At 70.6% G+C, this 14,275-nt stretch carries 15 protein-coding genes; 8 read left to right on the top strand and 7 right to left on the bottom strand.

Annotated features, from left to right (window positions below):
• The first annotated feature begins 123 nt into the window (after nucleotides 1–123).
• The 4 genes from FQ137_RS14080 to FQ137_RS14065 are packed head-to-tail and all read left to right on the top strand — an operon-like array spanning nucleotide 124 to nucleotide 2,838.
• Nucleotides 124–726: a biotin transporter BioY gene (locus FQ137_RS14080; RefSeq protein ID WP_149293214.1), complete on the top strand. Its 603-nt coding sequence runs from the start codon at nucleotides 124–126 to the stop codon at nucleotides 724–726.
• On the top strand, nucleotides 723–1,469 hold the full coding sequence (locus tag FQ137_RS14075) for an energy-coupling factor ABC transporter ATP-binding protein (RefSeq protein ID WP_149293213.1): 747 nt from the start codon (nucleotides 723–725) through the stop codon (nucleotides 1,467–1,469). Before FQ137_RS14080 ends, FQ137_RS14075 begins: the two co-directional genes overlap by 4 nt.
• The gene (locus FQ137_RS14070; RefSeq protein WP_149293212.1) at nucleotides 1,470–2,069 is read left to right on the top strand and encodes an energy-coupling factor transporter transmembrane protein EcfT; all 600 of its coding nucleotides are present in this window, start codon (nucleotides 1,470–1,472) and stop codon (nucleotides 2,067–2,069) included.
• Between the two features lie 40 nt (nucleotides 2,070–2,109).
• On the top strand, nucleotides 2,110–2,838 hold the full coding sequence (locus FQ137_RS14065) for a phosphodiesterase (protein WP_255584375.1): 729 nt from the start codon (nucleotides 2,110–2,112) through the stop codon (nucleotides 2,836–2,838).
• Between the two features lie 6 nt (nucleotides 2,839–2,844).
• Here FQ137_RS14065 and FQ137_RS14060 read toward each other — a convergent pair whose 3' ends face one another.
• The 6 genes from FQ137_RS14060 to FQ137_RS15610 all read right to left on the bottom strand — a co-directional run bounded on the left by FQ137_RS14060 (nucleotide 2,845) and on the right by FQ137_RS15610 (nucleotide 8,488).
• Nucleotides 2,845–3,798: a siderophore-interacting protein gene (locus FQ137_RS14060; RefSeq protein ID WP_149293211.1), complete on the bottom strand. Its 954-nt coding sequence runs from the start codon at nucleotides 3,796–3,798 to the stop codon at nucleotides 2,845–2,847.
• Nucleotides 3,795–4,631, bottom strand: coding sequence for an ABC transporter ATP-binding protein (locus FQ137_RS14055; protein ID WP_149293323.1), 837 nt, complete (start codon nucleotides 4,629–4,631; stop codon nucleotides 3,795–3,797). The genes FQ137_RS14060 and FQ137_RS14055 overlap by 4 nt, the downstream gene beginning before the upstream one ends.
• Nucleotides 4,632–4,675: 44 nt before the next feature.
• A complete protein-coding gene (locus FQ137_RS14050) occupies nucleotides 4,676–5,752 on the bottom strand; it encodes an iron chelate uptake ABC transporter family permease subunit (protein WP_149293210.1) in 1,077 nt (358 codons plus the stop codon).
• Entirely contained in the window at nucleotides 5,749–6,864 is a 1,116-nt protein-coding gene (locus tag FQ137_RS14045; RefSeq protein WP_149293209.1) for an iron ABC transporter permease, read from the bottom strand. Before FQ137_RS14045 ends, FQ137_RS14050 begins: the two co-directional genes overlap by 4 nt.
• Nucleotides 6,865–6,884: 20 nt before the next feature.
• The gene (locus FQ137_RS14040; RefSeq protein WP_149293208.1) at nucleotides 6,885–7,991 is read right to left on the bottom strand and encodes an iron-siderophore ABC transporter substrate-binding protein; all 1,107 of its coding nucleotides are present in this window, start codon (nucleotides 7,989–7,991) and stop codon (nucleotides 6,885–6,887) included.
• A 242-nt stretch (nucleotides 7,992–8,233) separates the two neighbouring features.
• The gene (locus FQ137_RS15610) at nucleotides 8,234–8,488 is read right to left on the bottom strand and encodes a hypothetical protein (protein WP_255584374.1); all 255 of its coding nucleotides are present in this window, start codon (nucleotides 8,486–8,488) and stop codon (nucleotides 8,234–8,236) included.
• Between FQ137_RS15610 and FQ137_RS14035 the strand changes: the two genes are divergently transcribed.
• The 3 genes from FQ137_RS14035 to FQ137_RS14025 are packed head-to-tail and all read left to right on the top strand — an operon-like array spanning nucleotide 8,399 to nucleotide 11,597.
• Nucleotides 8,399–9,784, top strand: coding sequence for an aspartate aminotransferase family protein (locus FQ137_RS14035; protein ID WP_370452406.1), 1,386 nt, complete (start codon nucleotides 8,399–8,401; stop codon nucleotides 9,782–9,784). The two genes, FQ137_RS15610 and FQ137_RS14035, sit on opposite strands and share 90 nt — an antisense overlap.
• The gene (locus tag FQ137_RS14030) at nucleotides 9,781–11,151 is read left to right on the top strand and encodes a lysine N(6)-hydroxylase/L-ornithine N(5)-oxygenase family protein (protein WP_149293207.1); all 1,371 of its coding nucleotides are present in this window, start codon (nucleotides 9,781–9,783) and stop codon (nucleotides 11,149–11,151) included. Before FQ137_RS14035 ends, FQ137_RS14030 begins: the two co-directional genes overlap by 4 nt.
• A complete protein-coding gene (locus tag FQ137_RS14025) occupies nucleotides 11,148–11,597 on the top strand; it encodes a GNAT family N-acetyltransferase (protein WP_149293206.1) in 450 nt (149 codons plus the stop codon). Before FQ137_RS14030 ends, FQ137_RS14025 begins: the two co-directional genes overlap by 4 nt.
• 74 nt (nucleotides 11,598–11,671) lie before the next feature.
• On the opposite strand, the gene FQ137_RS14020 is transcribed toward FQ137_RS14025, so the two are convergent.
• Entirely contained in the window at nucleotides 11,672–12,190 is a 519-nt protein-coding gene (locus FQ137_RS14020) for a hypothetical protein (protein ID WP_149293205.1), read from the bottom strand.
• A gap of 345 nt (nucleotides 12,191–12,535) precedes the next feature.
• Here FQ137_RS14020 and FQ137_RS14015 point away from each other — a divergent pair, with 345 nt between their 5' ends.
• Nucleotides 12,536–14,191, top strand: a complete 1,656-nt coding sequence (locus tag FQ137_RS14015; protein WP_149293204.1) for an HNH endonuclease signature motif containing protein — start codon at nucleotides 12,536–12,538, stop codon at nucleotides 14,189–14,191.
• Nucleotides 14,192–14,275 lie beyond the last annotated feature (84 nt).

The following is a 14,275-nucleotide window of genomic DNA, read 5'->3' as shown; positions in this document are numbered from 1 at the left end:
GAGCGGATCGGTTCCGGGAGCGCAGCGGGGCCGACAACCCGGTTACCCGCGCGGACGTGACAGGCGCGACAATGGAGCACGAGGGCGCCACCCGGCAGCCCCCCCGCCTGTCAAGGAGTCCAGTTGAGCATCCCCGTCGACCGGGCCCCGGCCCGCAGCGCCACGCGAGACCTCGCCCAGATCGCGGTCTTCGCCGCCCTCATCGTGGTCCTCGGCCTACCCGGCCAGATCAGCATCGGCTCGGCAGGCGTGCCCATCACGCTGCAGACCCTCGGCGTGATGCTGACCGGTTCACTCCTGGGGTGGCGCAAGGGCGCCCTGTCCGTGCTGGCGGTGATGATCATCGGCCTCGCGCTGCCCGTGCTCGCCGGCGGACGCACGACACTGACCTCCCTGGCCGGCCCCACGGCAGGCTTCCTCATCGGGTGGATCCCGGCAGTGATCGTCATCGGCCTGCTCACGGCGTGGTTCATGCCGCGATACCGGCTCATCCCCGGACTACTCATCAACATTCTTGGCGGCATCGTCGTCATCTACGCCTTCGGTGTCGCGGGAATGCTCATCCGCACCGAACTCACGCTCGGCGGTGCTGTTGCCGCCAACACGGTGTTCCTCCCGGGAGATCTGCTCAAGGCAGTCGTCACGGCGATTGTCGCGGTGCAGGTCCACAAGGCCCGCCCCGGTCTGATCGCCCCGCTGCGCAGGCAGCGCGTCACCTCGGCGTGACCGAGATCCGATTCGACGGGGTCGGCCACGCCTACGGTGACCGGACCGTCCTCGCCGACGTCGACCTCACGCTCACCGAGCGGCGCATCGGCATCGTCGGCGTTAATGGCGGGGGCAAGTCCACGCTCGCGCGAATGATCAACGGTCTCGTCGTCCCCACCTCCGGGAAGGTGACCATCGGCGGTCTCGACACCCGCCGAAAGGGCGCCCAGATCCGTCGGCGGGTGGGCTTCTGCTTCACCGATCCGGACACCCAGATCGTCATGCCGACCGTAGCGGAGGACGTGGATTTTTCCCTGCGCCGGTCGGGGTTGAACCGGGAGGAACGACGACGACGAGTGGCTCAGGTGCTCGAGGCCTATGGCCTGGCAGACCATGCCGATCATCCGTGCCATCTCCTGTCCGGGGGACAGAAGCAGTTACTGGCGCTGGCTGCGGTGTTGGTGATCGAACCCGCCGTGATCGTCGCCGACGAGCCGACGACCCTGCTCGATCTGCGTAACCGCGCGCTGGTGGCCGAGACGTTCGCCGGGCTGGAGCAGCAGCTCGTGGTGGTCACTCACGACCTGGACCTGGTGGCCGACTTCGACCGCGTGGTGGTCGTGGATGGCGGCCGCGTGGTGATCGACGACGCCCCCGGACCCGCGCTGGCTGGCTACCGGCGCATCGCGCTGACTTCGGGACCGCGCTCGGGCTCGGATCGGTGTCCGGGTTCGGATCCCGACCACTCTCCGGGGGCCTAGGTGTTCGCCACCTACCAGCCGGGGGATTCGCTCCTGCACCGACTACCCGCTGGCCTGAAGGTCCTGTTGGTGTGCATCTTCATCCTCGCCGCGACCCTCATGATCCGTGAACCGTGGCAGGTGCTGCCCGCTCTCGGCCTCACCGCGATCCTGTATGCGGTCGGCCGGATCCGCCCACGTGCCGCCTGGGAGCAGGTCCGCCCGGTCGTGCCCATGCTCATCGCAATCCTGGTGCTGCAGTGGATCGTCGCCGACCTCGACACGGCCCTGCGCGTGTGCGGCGCACTACTGGTGGCGATCATGGTGGCGGGACTGGTCGCGCTGACCACCCGCATTTCGGACATGCTCGATGCGGTGACGCGCGCGGCGCAGCCACTGCGGCATATCGGCGTTTCGCCGGACCGGATCGCTCTCGTGCTGGTGCTCACCATCCGGGCCATCCCCCTGCTGGCGCGCCAATTGCGCCAGGTCACCGAGGCTCGCAAGGCCCGCGGGCTGGGCATGTCGATCCGGGCGCTCGTTGTGCCTACCGTGCTCGGAGCGTTGACCACCGCCGACCAGTTGGGCGACGCACTGGCCGCCCGCGGCGTCGACGACTGAACACGAAACCGTGCTGCCCACCGCTGCGTATCGTGGGGCCATGTCCCGACGCACCCGGAATGCCGTCCGCGACGACGCCGCAGCGGGCCCCATATCCGAGTCCTCCGCTCTCTTGCCCACCACGAAGGAGTCGAAGGAGGTCGCGCTGCGCTCGGCCCCGCTGTCCAGCCTGGCCGGGTCCGCGATCGGCGCCGTGGCCGCGGTGGCGCGACTCGCGCGCCCGAAGGCGCTGCATCCCAAGGGCGTGATCGCCGAGGCCACACTGAGCGTGGCCGGGGTCGGACGCACCGGGTCGTCCCTGCTGGATGTGACGGGCCGCTGGCCTGCGACGATCCGATTCTCCCGCGCGGTGGGCCTTCCGGACGCGTTACCCGACATCGGCGGGATGGCCGTCCGCATCCACGCCGACCGGCCGGTGGATATCCTCCTCGCCAGCACCGGCACGGGCCCGCTGAGCCGGTACGTCCTCACCACGGGGTGGCGCACGATGGGCCGCACCATGACGTCCATGTTTCCGGTGCTCATCGCCGGTCGCCCGCTCCTGCTGGCGGCGTTCCCCACGGCAGAGGGCGGCACGTGGACCCTCCAACACGCCACCCCGCTCGGCAAGTGGAAGACGCTGGGCCGGTTGACGGTGGACACGTGGGAGGACGACGACGAGAACCTGCATTTCGATCCCATCGGTAACCGTCTCCCCGGCTCGCACTACCCGCACGTCCTCAGGGCACTGCGGGACCCGTCGTACCCTCCGGCCGACCGTGGCGCCTAGGACCGGTCAGCACTCCGCGACGCCGCGCCGCCAGTAGCCCATGAACGCCACGGCCCCCTTGGGGATTCCGGCGGCGTCCACGGCGAGGCGGCGCATCGCCCGGACCAGCCCCGCCTCCCCGGCGAGGAAGACGTAGGGTTCGCCCGCGGAGACCGCGGTCGCCGGCTGCCACTCGCGCTCTGCGGGTCGGCGCCCACCCAGGACGGTTCGCACACACCCTTCGCCCAGATCCAACACGCCCGCCAGGCGACGGGCCACCGCGGTGCCGGGCTCCCCCTCTCGCGGCAGCACGGTGACGAAGTCGGGGGCGCCCTCTGCCAGTTCCACGGCATCGCGGCGGGTGGGCACCTCCACGATAATCTGCACCTCACGCCGTGTCACCGCCCCGCCCGACACCGAGCCAGCCGCGGACTGTTCCGCGGCGAGTTCCTCGGCGATTGCCAGCAGCGCCGGCGCAGCGGTCTCGTCACCGGCGCACACGACACGCACGGCGCGGCCGGGCGCCCAGGCCGCCCACGGCGGGTGACCGCGGCCGGGGCCGGCGATGTGCACGATGTCGCCCGGCCGTACGGACCGCGCCCAGGCTGATCCCGGCCCCTCGTCGCGACCGGGGTGGACCACTATGTCCACCGTCAGTGCGGGAACGTGTTCCCCGTCCAGCGCGACGGTGTCCGCGCGGCGGACGGTGTAGGTGCGCATCCAGCCGCGTTCACTCTCGGGCAGTGCGAGCCAGTCGCGGATCGCGTCGGCGTCGGGGATCGCGCCGCCGCCGCCCGTCGGGGGCACGATGACCTTGATATAGGCATCACGGACAGTGCCCGGGTCCACCACGTCGGCGGACCACCGCAGTAGCTCGGGCCCGGCCACCACGAGGCGGACATATGACTCACCCAGCGGGCGGGCATCGATGACGCGGGTCTGCGAGACGACGATCGGCGCCTCTACGGATACAGCTGTCATGTGGTCCTCTTCCGTCGTCCCCGTGGGAGTACCACGGGGTGGCCGGTGGCCGGGTCGGTGATGATGTCGGCGTCCAGGTCGAACACGCGACGCAAGGTCTCCTGGGTGATCACCTGGTCGGGTGGGCCCGCGGCAACCACGCCGCCCTCTGCGACCGCCACCAGGTGATCGGCCACCCGCGCGGCTAGGCCGAGTTCGTGCAGTACCGCCACCACGGTGCGGCGGCCGGTACCGTGGTCGCAGTGGCCGGCGGGCAGCGGCAGATCGCGAACGAGATCGAGCACGTCGAGCTGGTGCGCCAGGTCGAGGAACGAGCACGGTTCGTCGAGCAGGAGAGTCGGAGTTTCCTGTGCCAGCACTAGTGCGACCCAGACGCGTTGCCGTTGGCCGCCGGACAACTCGTCGACCCGTCGATGGGCGAATTCGGCGGTGCCGGTCATCGTCAGAGCCTCGGCGACGGCCGTGTCGTCGTCGTCGCCCCTTCCCCACCACCGACGGTGTGGGTGCCGGCCGCGCGCGACAAGCTCGGCCACGGTGAGTCCCTCCGGCACCAGCGGGGACTGCGGCAGGAACGCCACGGACCGCGCGTGCTCGCGGGCGCTGACCTCGGACAGTCTGCGACCGTCAGTCTCGATCGACCCGGATAGCGGGCGCAGCTGTCGCCCCAGGGCGCGCAGGATCGTGGACTTGCCACAGCCGTTGGCCCCGATGAGCACGGTGGTCCGTCCGACGGGGAAGTCCAGGTCGAGGTCCCGGATCACCGGTTCGGCACCGTAGCCCAGGGTCAGGCCGCGCATGCGGAAGGCGGCGTCGGGACCGGGTCCGAGGTCCATGGGCAGGACCGGGGTCACGCACGCGGCGGGCGCGGGAATGCTCATCAGGCCACCTTTCTCGAGCGCAGGAGGATCCACAGCATGGCGGGGGCACCGAGGGCACCGGTCACCACGCCGGTGGGCAGGTCGACGGTGCCGAGGGCTTCGGAGGCGACGATGTCGGCGGCCACGACGATCACGGCGCCGGTCAGGGCGGCCGCCCCGATGTGAGGCCGCCCGCGACCGAGCGCGGCGGCGACAGGGGTGGACAACAAAGCGACGAACGCGAGCGGGCCGGCCACGGCCGTCGCGACGGCGGCGAGCAGGCTCCCCACCCCGAGCGCGGCGGCGCGGGTGGGGATCGGGCGCGATCCGAGTCCGACGGCGAGCTCGGGCCCCAGCTCGGCGGGCCGGAGAGCGGCGTGCAGCCACATGCCCGGCGGGAGCAACACCACCAGCGCGACGGCGAGCCAGGCGATGCGCTCCCCCGACGCCCCGGACAACGACCCGACGGTCCACACGGCCGCTTCCTGCGCTCCGGTCAGCGGTAGCCGAGCGATGAGCTGAGTGACGACGGCGGTGCCGAGCGCTGCCACCGCCACACCACCGAGCAGGAAGCGTTGGCCGACGATGCCGGTGTGCCGTCCCGCGGAGGCCGCCAGGACGACAGCGAGCGCGGCGGCGGACCCGAGCAGCGCGGCGGGCACGACCCCGACCCCGCGCAGTCCCCACAGCGTCATCCCCGCCACGGCCCCCGCCGAGGCCCCGTGCGAGATGCCAAGGATGTCGGGGCTGGCCAGGGGGTTTCCCAGGACGCGACGGAACAGCGCCCCGGACGCGCCGAACGCCAGACCGGCGAGCGCGCCGAGGACCGCGCGCGGCAGCTTGTCCTCCATGACCACGAACGTGGCGCCGGGGATCGTCGCACCGCCGAGGATGGCGACGAAGTCGGGAATGGTCACCGTGTAGCGCCCCAGCAACACGCGCGCCGCCATCACCGCCAGTAGGGTGGCGCCGAGCCCGACGATCACGTGGAGCGCGTGCTTGCGCCGGCGGACCGACAGGTGGCGGACGACCTGCCCGGTCTCGGCGAGCTCCACGCCGGCGGGGTCGGCCGCGCGTTCGAGGACGTCGGGGCTCACGAGCCGCCCACCCCCCGGTTTGCGCGGAGCAGGGCGATGAGGAACGGCACACCGATCGCCACGGTCATGACACCGACGGCGATCTCTCCGGGCGGGGCGACCACACGCCCGACCGTGTCCGCGAACAGCAGGACCACTGGCCCCACGATCACCGACAGGCCCAGAACGACGCGGTTGCCCACCCCCACCAGCCGCCGCAACAGGTGCGGAACCAGCAGTCCGAGGAAGGCGATGGGGCCGGCGATCGCGGTGGCTACCCCGGACAGGACCACCACACCTGCCAGGACGACGGCACGCCCGACGACGGGTCCCACTCCCAGCCCGCGGGCCAGGTCGTCGCCGAGCGCGAGGGCGTCGAGTGTGGCCGCGCCGGCCAGGACGAGGACGAGCCCTAGCAGGATGAACGGCGCGGCGGCACCGATCTCGGGCGCGGACGCGCGGGATACTGAGCCCAGGCCCCAAAAGCGGAACCGGTCGAGAACGCCGGGGAGTGCGATGACCAGGGATGAGGTGACCGCGGTGCATCCCGCGGTGACGGCGGCCCCGGCGAGGACGAGTCCGGTGCCGGAGTCGGCGCCGAGCCGGCCGGCACACACCACCACCATGCCCGCGGCGAGAGAGCCGGCGACCGCGAACAACGCCACAGCTGACGGGCCCGCGGCGGGCACGAGGGCTAGCCCCAGCACGACGCCGAGTGCGGCGCCGGCGGTCAGCCCGAGCAGGCCCGGGTCGCCGAGCGGATTGCGGGTGGCGCCCTGGAGCCCGGCGCCCGCCACCGCTAGCGCGGCGCCGACGAGGATCGCGGTGATCGTGCGGGGAACCCGGGCGGCCACCACAACTTCGTCCATCCCTGTGCCCGACCCGGGGGCGAGGGTGGCCGTGAGGTCACCGGCGAGCACCCGCGAGGGGAGCGCCGCCAACACCGACCACACCACCGCCGGGTCGACGGCTCGCGCTCCCACGAATAACGACAGCGCCACGCCCACGACGAGCAACGTCGACGAGATCACCGCGCCGATCACGACACGGCGGCGCCCCTGCACGGTCGGTACCGCCGGCACCGCCGGCACCGCCGGCCCGCCCGCCGGGAGGGCGAGTGGCGCGGTGCTCATCGCGCAGCTGGTCACGCGCGTCAGGCCCGATCTGCAGCCGCGATGATGTCGGGCACGACGTTCTCCAGCGCCCACGGCAGGCTCAGCGGCGAGGAGGCGGAGATCGAGAGGACCTGCTGCTCATCGGTCTGGACGACCATCCGCCCTGCCTCGACAGCGGGGATGCGTCCGAGCAGCGGGTCCGCCTCGATGGCCCGGCGTACCTCCGGGGACGCGGCGTAGGTGACGAGGATGTCGGAGACCAGCTCGTCGGCGCGCTCGGGCGACCAGGTCACTGCGAACTCGTCGGGCGATCCGCTGGAGGCCTCGGCGATGACAGGTGCCTGCACCATCCCGAGCTGTTCGAGGAAGCGGGGCCGGTTGTCGACGTCGGTGAAGGCGTAGATCTTCTCCGCGGCGTCCGGGTCGACGGTGCCGTAGATGAAGGTCGTGTCGCGGATGCCCGGGCTGTCGGCGACGACCTGCTGGATCTGGCCCTCGACGTCGGCGATGAGCTCATCGGCCGCATCGGAACGCCCGAGGGCCTCGCCGATGAGCCGGGTCGAGTCCTGCCAGGCGGTGCCAAACGCGACGTCACCCTCCGGCATCGCGATGGTGGGAGCGATCTTGGAGAGGGTCTCGTACTCCTCCGCGGTCATTCCCGAGTAGACACCCAGGATTAGGTCGGGCTCGAGGGCCGCGATCGCCTCGGTGTTGATCCCGTCGGTCTCCGAGTAGAGCGTAGGCATGTCACCGCCGACCTCCTCCAGTTCCGCGTCGAACCAGTCGGTGGATCCGTTCGCGTTGGCGCCGAACGAGTTGCGGGGCATACCCACCGGAACCACACCCAGCGCCAAGGAGACGTCGGCGTTGACCCAGGAGATCGTGGCCACCCGCTGAGGCGCCTCGGCGATCTCGGTCTCGCCGTAGGCATGCGAGATGGTGCGGGGGAAATCGCCCTGCCGCTTCACCTCGCCTCCCGCGCCGCCTTCCCCGCTGTCGCCGACTGCGCCGGTCGAGCACCCGAACAGCACGGCCAGGAGCGGTGCGAATGCCGCGAGGACCACGAGGATGGCCCGGGCCCGCGGGCGCGCCGGGTCGTCGGGCCCGTCGAGCGTCAGCCGGGATCGTGCAGCGGGTGCGGTCATGGGGGGCTCCGTCTGGTGTGAATCGTCGCCCGGTATGAAACCAACCCGAGCGACTTAGGCTTGGCTTACCTTAGCGAACGTTACCGTAGCGACACCCGGGCGCCCAGCGCAATAGTTCCGCGGGAGGTTTCCACTCCACTTGCCCCGGAATGTGATTCATCCCACCCCGCTATTGTTTAGGTAAGGCTAACCTGCATAGCGTTCGGCTGCGCCACTGTCCCCGAGTAGGTCGGAGTCCCTGTTTACGATTCATTGCTGAGCAGCCGGAACCGGGAGGACCACGCTGCCGCCCTGGCTGCCGCGGCCGCCGAGGTGAGCCTGTATCTCGACAGTCGGACCGCCCCGCGCTCGTCCGCGTCGCGGTCGACGCTGGCCGCCCAGACGCCGCCGTCGATCTCACTTCGCCACTGGGCACGCTGGACGAGGCACTCGAGGAGGTCCGCGAGCTCTACCTCGACCACGCGGTCGGCTACCACCACCCGCGCTACCTCGCCCACCTCAACTGCCCGATCACCATCCCGGCGGTGGCGGCAGAGGCACTCGCGACGTCTATCAATACAGCTGTGGAGACATGGGACCAGGGCACCTCGGCGTGTCTGATCGAACAGAAGCTCGTCGACTGGGTCACCGACCTCATCGGTTTCGGCGTCACCCCTCGGCACTCCCGCGTCACCTCAAGTTCCGGCCCGGCCGCCCCTCGCCCGGACGGCGTCTTCACCACCGGCGGTACCGCCTCCAACCTGCAGGGCCTGTTCACCGCCCGCGAGGACCGTCTCGCCCGACCGGCCCCCGGGCGCCGGGTTGCAGGTCGGGACACGGACCGCGGCGCCCGACTGTCCCGGATGCGCATCGTCACCGGCGAACACGCGCACCTCAGCGTGATCAAAGCGGCCCGCCTGCTGGGACTCGCCCCGGACGCCGTCATCACCCTGCCCGGCGACGGCGATCGCATGGACCCCGCCACCCTAGACCGGACCCTGTCCGCACTGGCCGACGCCGGGGACGAGGTCGCGGCGGTCGTCGCCGTCGCCGGTACGACCGACCACGGAGCGATTGACCCTCTGCGGGAGGTCGGCGGGATCTGTCGCCGCCACGACGTCTGGCTGCACGTCGACGCGGCCTACGGCGGCGGGCTCCTGGTCTCCCCCACGCGCCGGGACCTGCTCGACGGGATCGAGCTCGCCGACTCGGTGACGGTGGACTTCCACAAGACCTTCTTCCTCCCGGTGGCCGCCTCGGCGCTGCTGTTACGCGACGGTTCGGGCTTCCGCCACTCCACCGTGAGCGCCAACTACCTCAACCCCGCCGACGGCGAGGACCACGCCGTGGACAAGTCCCTGCAGACCACCCGCCGTTTCGACGCTCTCAAACTGTGGATGACGCTGCGGGTGATGGGCGCCGACGGCATCGGGCGCCTGCTGGACGGGGCGATCGACGTCGCCGCCCGGATCGGACGGACGATCGACGCCGACCCGGAACTCGAACTGGTGCGCCGCCCCGACCTGTCGACCGTGCTGTTCCGTCCCCGCCCCGCGGTGACCGCGCCTGACCGTCCCGTTACCGACGACGAGGCCGATGCCCTCGTCCGCCCCGTCCGCGACGCGCTATTCGCGGAGGGGCGCTCGCTCGTCGCATCGACGGTCGTGGACGGCCGGCCCAGTCTCAAGCTGACGGTCCTCGATCCGAACCTGGAGGACGACGACGTGGACGCCGTTCTGGCCGACGTCCGCGACGCCGCGAGCTACCTCGCCGAGGGGATGCGACAGGCCACGACCGCGGGGGTGCTGACATGAGCGCGAGCGCCCCCCGCGCCCGGAGGTCCCGGCACCCCGAGCACGTCCACGACCTGCTCGGCGTCGGTATCGGGCCGTTCAACCTCGGCCTGGCCTGCCTGTCCGAACCACTCGGTCTCGACGCGGTCTTCCTCGATGCCCGCGACGGCTTCGCCTGGCACCACGGGCTCATGTTCGACGATGCCAGCATCCAGGTGCCGTTCCTCGCCGACCTGGTCACGTTGGCCGACCCCACATCGCCGTACTCGTTCCTCGCCTACCTCAAAGAGATTGGGCGCCTATATCCCTTTTACATCCGGGAAGACTTCCAACCACTCCGTGCGGAGTACGACGCCTACTGTCGATGGGCCGCGGACCGGGTCCGCGGCGTGCGATGGGGACGCGAGGTGGTCGATGTCCAAAGGGAGGAGGAGGGCGACGACGAGTCCTCCGTCTACCGGGTCACCGCCATCACCTCCGAGGGCACCGAGAACTATCGCGCCCGGCACCTGGAGCTGGGGATCGGCACCACGCCCTGGACGCCGATCGAGGTGGACCCGCTCGACGGTGGCGGCACTGCGGCTCTCCACGCCTCCGACTACCTCCACCGGCGGGAAGATCTGCTCTCACTCGGGTCGGTGACCGTGGTGGGTAGTGGCCAGTCGGCTGCGGAGATCTACCACGATCTGCTGTTCGCCTCCGGGGCGGCCGGCCCGCGGATCGACTGGGTGACCCGCTCGCCGCGGTTCTTCCCGATGGAGTACACCAAGCTCACGCTCGAGATGACCTCGCCGGAGTACATCGACCACTTCCACGCGCTGCCCCCGGACCGACGAGACCGGATGCTGCGGGAGCAGCGCTCCCTGTACAAAGGCATCGACGCCGAGCTGATTAACCTGATCCACGACCTGCTATACCGCCGCTCGGTGCAGGGCCTGGACACCGGGCTGCTGGCGGCCGCCACCGCCCTCGACGGTGCCAGCCGGGAGGCCGACCCCACCACCGGTGCCGCCCTTCGCCTGGACCTGCACTGCACCGACACAGGCAGGCCGTGGACCCACCACACGGAGGGGCTCGTCCTCGCGACGGGCTACTCCCCCACGCCGCCGCGATTCCTCGACGGGATCGCCGACGAGATCGACCGGGACGAGCGTGGCCGCTACCGCGTGACCCGCGACCACACGGTCGATCGAGCGCACGCGTTCATCCACGTCCAGAACGCCGAGGAGCACACCCACGGGCTCACCGCCCCTGACCTGGGCATGGGCGCCATGCGCAACAGCATCATCCTGCGCGGCATCTGCGGCCGCGAGGTCTACCCGATCGAGTCCTCGATCGGGTTCCAGCAGTTCGGCGCTCCCGCTGCCCGGCATCAGGAGGCACGATGACCACCAACGCACAGACCTATACCGACCTCACCTGCACCAGCTCCACCCGGACCAGCACCTTCCACTCTCCCGCCGGGTTGGTCACTCTCGAGTCCCTGACACTCGACGCCGACACCGTCCACACCCTCCACGCCTGGTTCGATCACCCTGGTTCGGCCTACTGGGGGCTGCGGGGCACGACCCCGACGCAGGTCGAGGCGTCCCTGTCCGACTGGTCGGCGAACCCGCACCGGTCCTTGCACATGGTGCGCATCGACGGCCTGCGCGTGGGCCTGGCGGTGTTCTACGACCCAGCCGTCGTCGAGCTCGTCGGTCGATACCCGCACGAGCCCGGCGATCTCGGGATGCACTTGCTCGTCGCGCCGGCCCGCACCCCGGTACCCGGGACGTCCGAGGCCGTGATGGGTGCGATCGAGCCGCACGCTTTCGGCCGGAGCCAGCGGTAGGTCCAGCCGCGACTGTGTCAGGCCCAGCCGCAGTCGCGATACAAGGCTCCGATACTCGGGAGCCGGGATCGGGGTCAGTTCTGCGGCGACAACGAGGTCTCGGCAAGTGACCCCAGCCGCTCACCCACCGAGCCCTCTACAGACTCCGTGGCGGACCCGGTATCGACCTGGCCCTCGAGCGAGGCGCCAACCAGCGGCACACCCGCGAGCACTGCGCTGACAGACCCCTCGACGTCCCCCTGGAGCAAGGCATCCGCGGACTCAGCGGCCGGGTTCAGAGCCATGCAGATGATGCCGACAGGCACCTGCATTGGCGCCCCCATAACGGTGGCGGCGGCGCCCGCCGCGGAACCGACGTTGCAGATAAGCGTGGCGGCGGACCCCAGCGGCCCGGTGGCGTAGCCGGGCAGAGAACCCGTGACGGAAGCGGGGGCCAATTCTCCGACCTGGCCCAAGAAACCCCCCTTGGATTCCATCGATCCGGGAACAGAGTTCGAGCCGGCGGCTCCTGAACCCTGGGCTGCTGCGCTTCCCGCCGAGACGACGAGAAGTGCGGTAGCGAGTGATCCGGCATACGTGAGGAACTTGGACATGGAACGCCTCCGAGGTTGAACTTCGCGGGGCATCCACCCCAAACCGTTAGGAAGAGTGCATCATACTTCCGGTCGAAGTGGGCGGTGTCTACTCAGGCGTTATAGCCCCATCGACCGTCAAAGCCCACTATGGGCTGACATTAATCTCAGGCGCTGTTCACCCTTGCCGTATCGGACCCCCGCACGTAGAATAGAACACCCATTCGATAGGGCAACGGCGGCACCGGAGGGGCTGGACTCGTGGGAGACAACGTTGATCACGCAACCAGTACCTCGTCCCCCTCGTCGTCGTCGTTCTCGTCGAGTCCATTAGCTGGCCTGCGTGCGGACGTGCGTGCGGGGTGGATGGCGGAGAATCGGGCGGCGGCGCAGCGGTTGGTGGCCTGTTACGAGTTGTTTCGCCAGTGTCAGCGTCAGGAGGAGTCCGGGGTGGGGGCGGGTGAGTGTCGGCCCGGGCATGCGGTGGTCGATCCGGTCGAGGTGGCGGTCGGGTATGTGGTGGCGGTGATGGCGGTCTCGACTAGGCGGGCCGAGGCGATGATCACCTTCGCGTTCGATCTGCATACCCGGTATCCGGCGGTGCTGGCCGCGCTGTCGGCGGGGCGGCTCGATCAGCGTGCCGCGCAGGTGCTGGCCTCGCAGATGGCCACCGTCCACGTCGACGTGCTGGAGTTGGTGCAGCAGCAGGTCGTGGAGGATTACCTCGCCGCGATCGAGGGCGGGATCCGGTTGGGGGAGAAAGCGGTCCGCGGCAACGTTGATGCGATCATCGCCCGCTACGACGCCGACGGTCTGCGCCTGCGCCGCCGGGAGGCCGCGCGCACCCGGGGCGTGCGGTTCCACAAAGGCATCGACGGGATGTCGAGTGTGTCGGCGACACTGGCCACCGAAGAGGCCGCCGTGCTGGCCGAGGCGCTGGACCACCGCGTGGCCGACCACAAGTACGCCGACGCCCAAGCCCGGGCCAACACCGCCGCCAACGTTGATGCGGCCACCGCCGGCGACGACGGCGCCGCCCGCGACAAGGACGAGGACTATTCCCTGGCCGAGCGTCGCGCGGATGCGCTGATGTCCCTGCTCTGTGGCGATACCGGCCTCACCGGTCCCCCCGGCGCTGCCGGTCGACCCGGCGCCGGCGGTGCTGCTGGTGTGGGATTGGTGCCGTTGCGGCCGCAGGTCACCGTCATCGCCACCGGCAATGATGCCCGCGATGAGGGTGGGGTGCGGGTGGAGTTCACCCGCACCGGTCAGGCCGCCCTGCAGGCGTTGCTGGACCTGCTCGCCGCCAGCGACGGCGCCAGCCTCGAGCGCCTCGATCCCGGTATCGGCGCCGCCGACGACGCCCGGGCCGCCCTGACCTACCGGCCCGGCGCCGCGCTGGCCCGCCGGATCCGGTTGCGCGATGGCACCTGCCGCCACCCCGGCTGCGCGGTGCCGGCCGACCACTGCGACCTCGACCATGCCGCCCCGTTCAACCACGCCGACCCCGACCGTGGTGGTCACACCGTCGAAGGCAACCTGGTGTGCCTGTGCCGGCGCCATCACCGGTTCAAAACATTCTCCGACTGGAGCTACACCCTCGCGCCCGACGGCACCCTGCACGTGACCACCCCGGACGGCTCCACCATGCGCACCCGCCCCTGCGGGCCGCTGGCGCAGTACCGGCGCGAGCAGGCCGATGCCGAGACCCAGGCATGGCAACGCCAACAACCCCGCAACCCCGACCCCACCGACACCGACCCCACCGACGCCGAGCCGACCTTCTGGTCCCGCCGCGCCACCCGCCACCGCACCGAACGCGCCCGCACCGAACACGCCCGCACCGCACCCGCGCCCACTTCAGGCACGAGCAACAACGACCCCGCAGCCAACCAGACCAGCCCCAACACCGTCAGTCGCTGGTGGGCCCGCAACACACCCCACCACAGCGACATCGAAAAGGGCATCCGAACCCTCCTCCACGACCACCTCGACGAACTCATCGACCCACCACCATTCTGACCTGACAAGAATCGTGGTTCTCCCCTGTCGACTACCGGCGTCGCCCGAGTCCGGCCCGACGCCACGCTGAATGGAGGATGGTGA

This window comes from Dietzia sp. ANT_WB102 (assembly GCF_008369165.1).
In the GTDB taxonomy this organism is placed as follows: domain Bacteria; phylum Actinomycetota; class Actinomycetes; order Mycobacteriales; family Mycobacteriaceae; genus Dietzia.
The sequence above is the reverse complement of the archived record's forward strand: the minus strand, read 5'-3'. Positions and strand labels throughout refer to the sequence as shown.

Coding starts and splice junctions, on each gene's coding strand:
- FQ137_RS14065 (WP_255584375.1), top strand. CDS start 2,110: ATGTCCCGACGCACCCGGAATGCCGTCCGCGACGACGCCGCAGCGGGC.
- FQ137_RS14060 (WP_149293211.1), bottom strand. CDS start 3,798: ATGACAGCTGTATCCGTAGAGGCGCCGATCGTCGTCTCGCAGACCCGC.
- FQ137_RS14055 (WP_149293323.1), bottom strand. CDS start 4,631: ATGGACCTCGGACCCGGTCCCGACGCCGCCTTCCGCATGCGCGGCCTG.
- FQ137_RS14045 (WP_149293209.1), bottom strand. CDS start 6,864: ATGAGCACCGCGCCACTCGCCCTCCCGGCGGGCGGGCCGGCGGTGCCG.
- FQ137_RS14040 (WP_149293208.1), bottom strand. CDS start 7,991: ATGACCGCACCCGCTGCACGATCCCGGCTGACGCTCGACGGGCCCGAC.
- FQ137_RS14030 (WP_149293207.1), top strand. CDS start 9,781: ATGAGCGCGAGCGCCCCCCGCGCCCGGAGGTCCCGGCACCCCGAGCAC.
- FQ137_RS14025 (WP_149293206.1), top strand. CDS start 11,148: ATGACCACCAACGCACAGACCTATACCGACCTCACCTGCACCAGCTCC.
- FQ137_RS14020 (WP_149293205.1), bottom strand. CDS start 12,190: ATGTCCAAGTTCCTCACGTATGCCGGATCACTCGCTACCGCACTTCTC.
- FQ137_RS14015 (WP_149293204.1), top strand. CDS start 12,536: ATGGCGGAGAATCGGGCGGCGGCGCAGCGGTTGGTGGCCTGTTACGAG.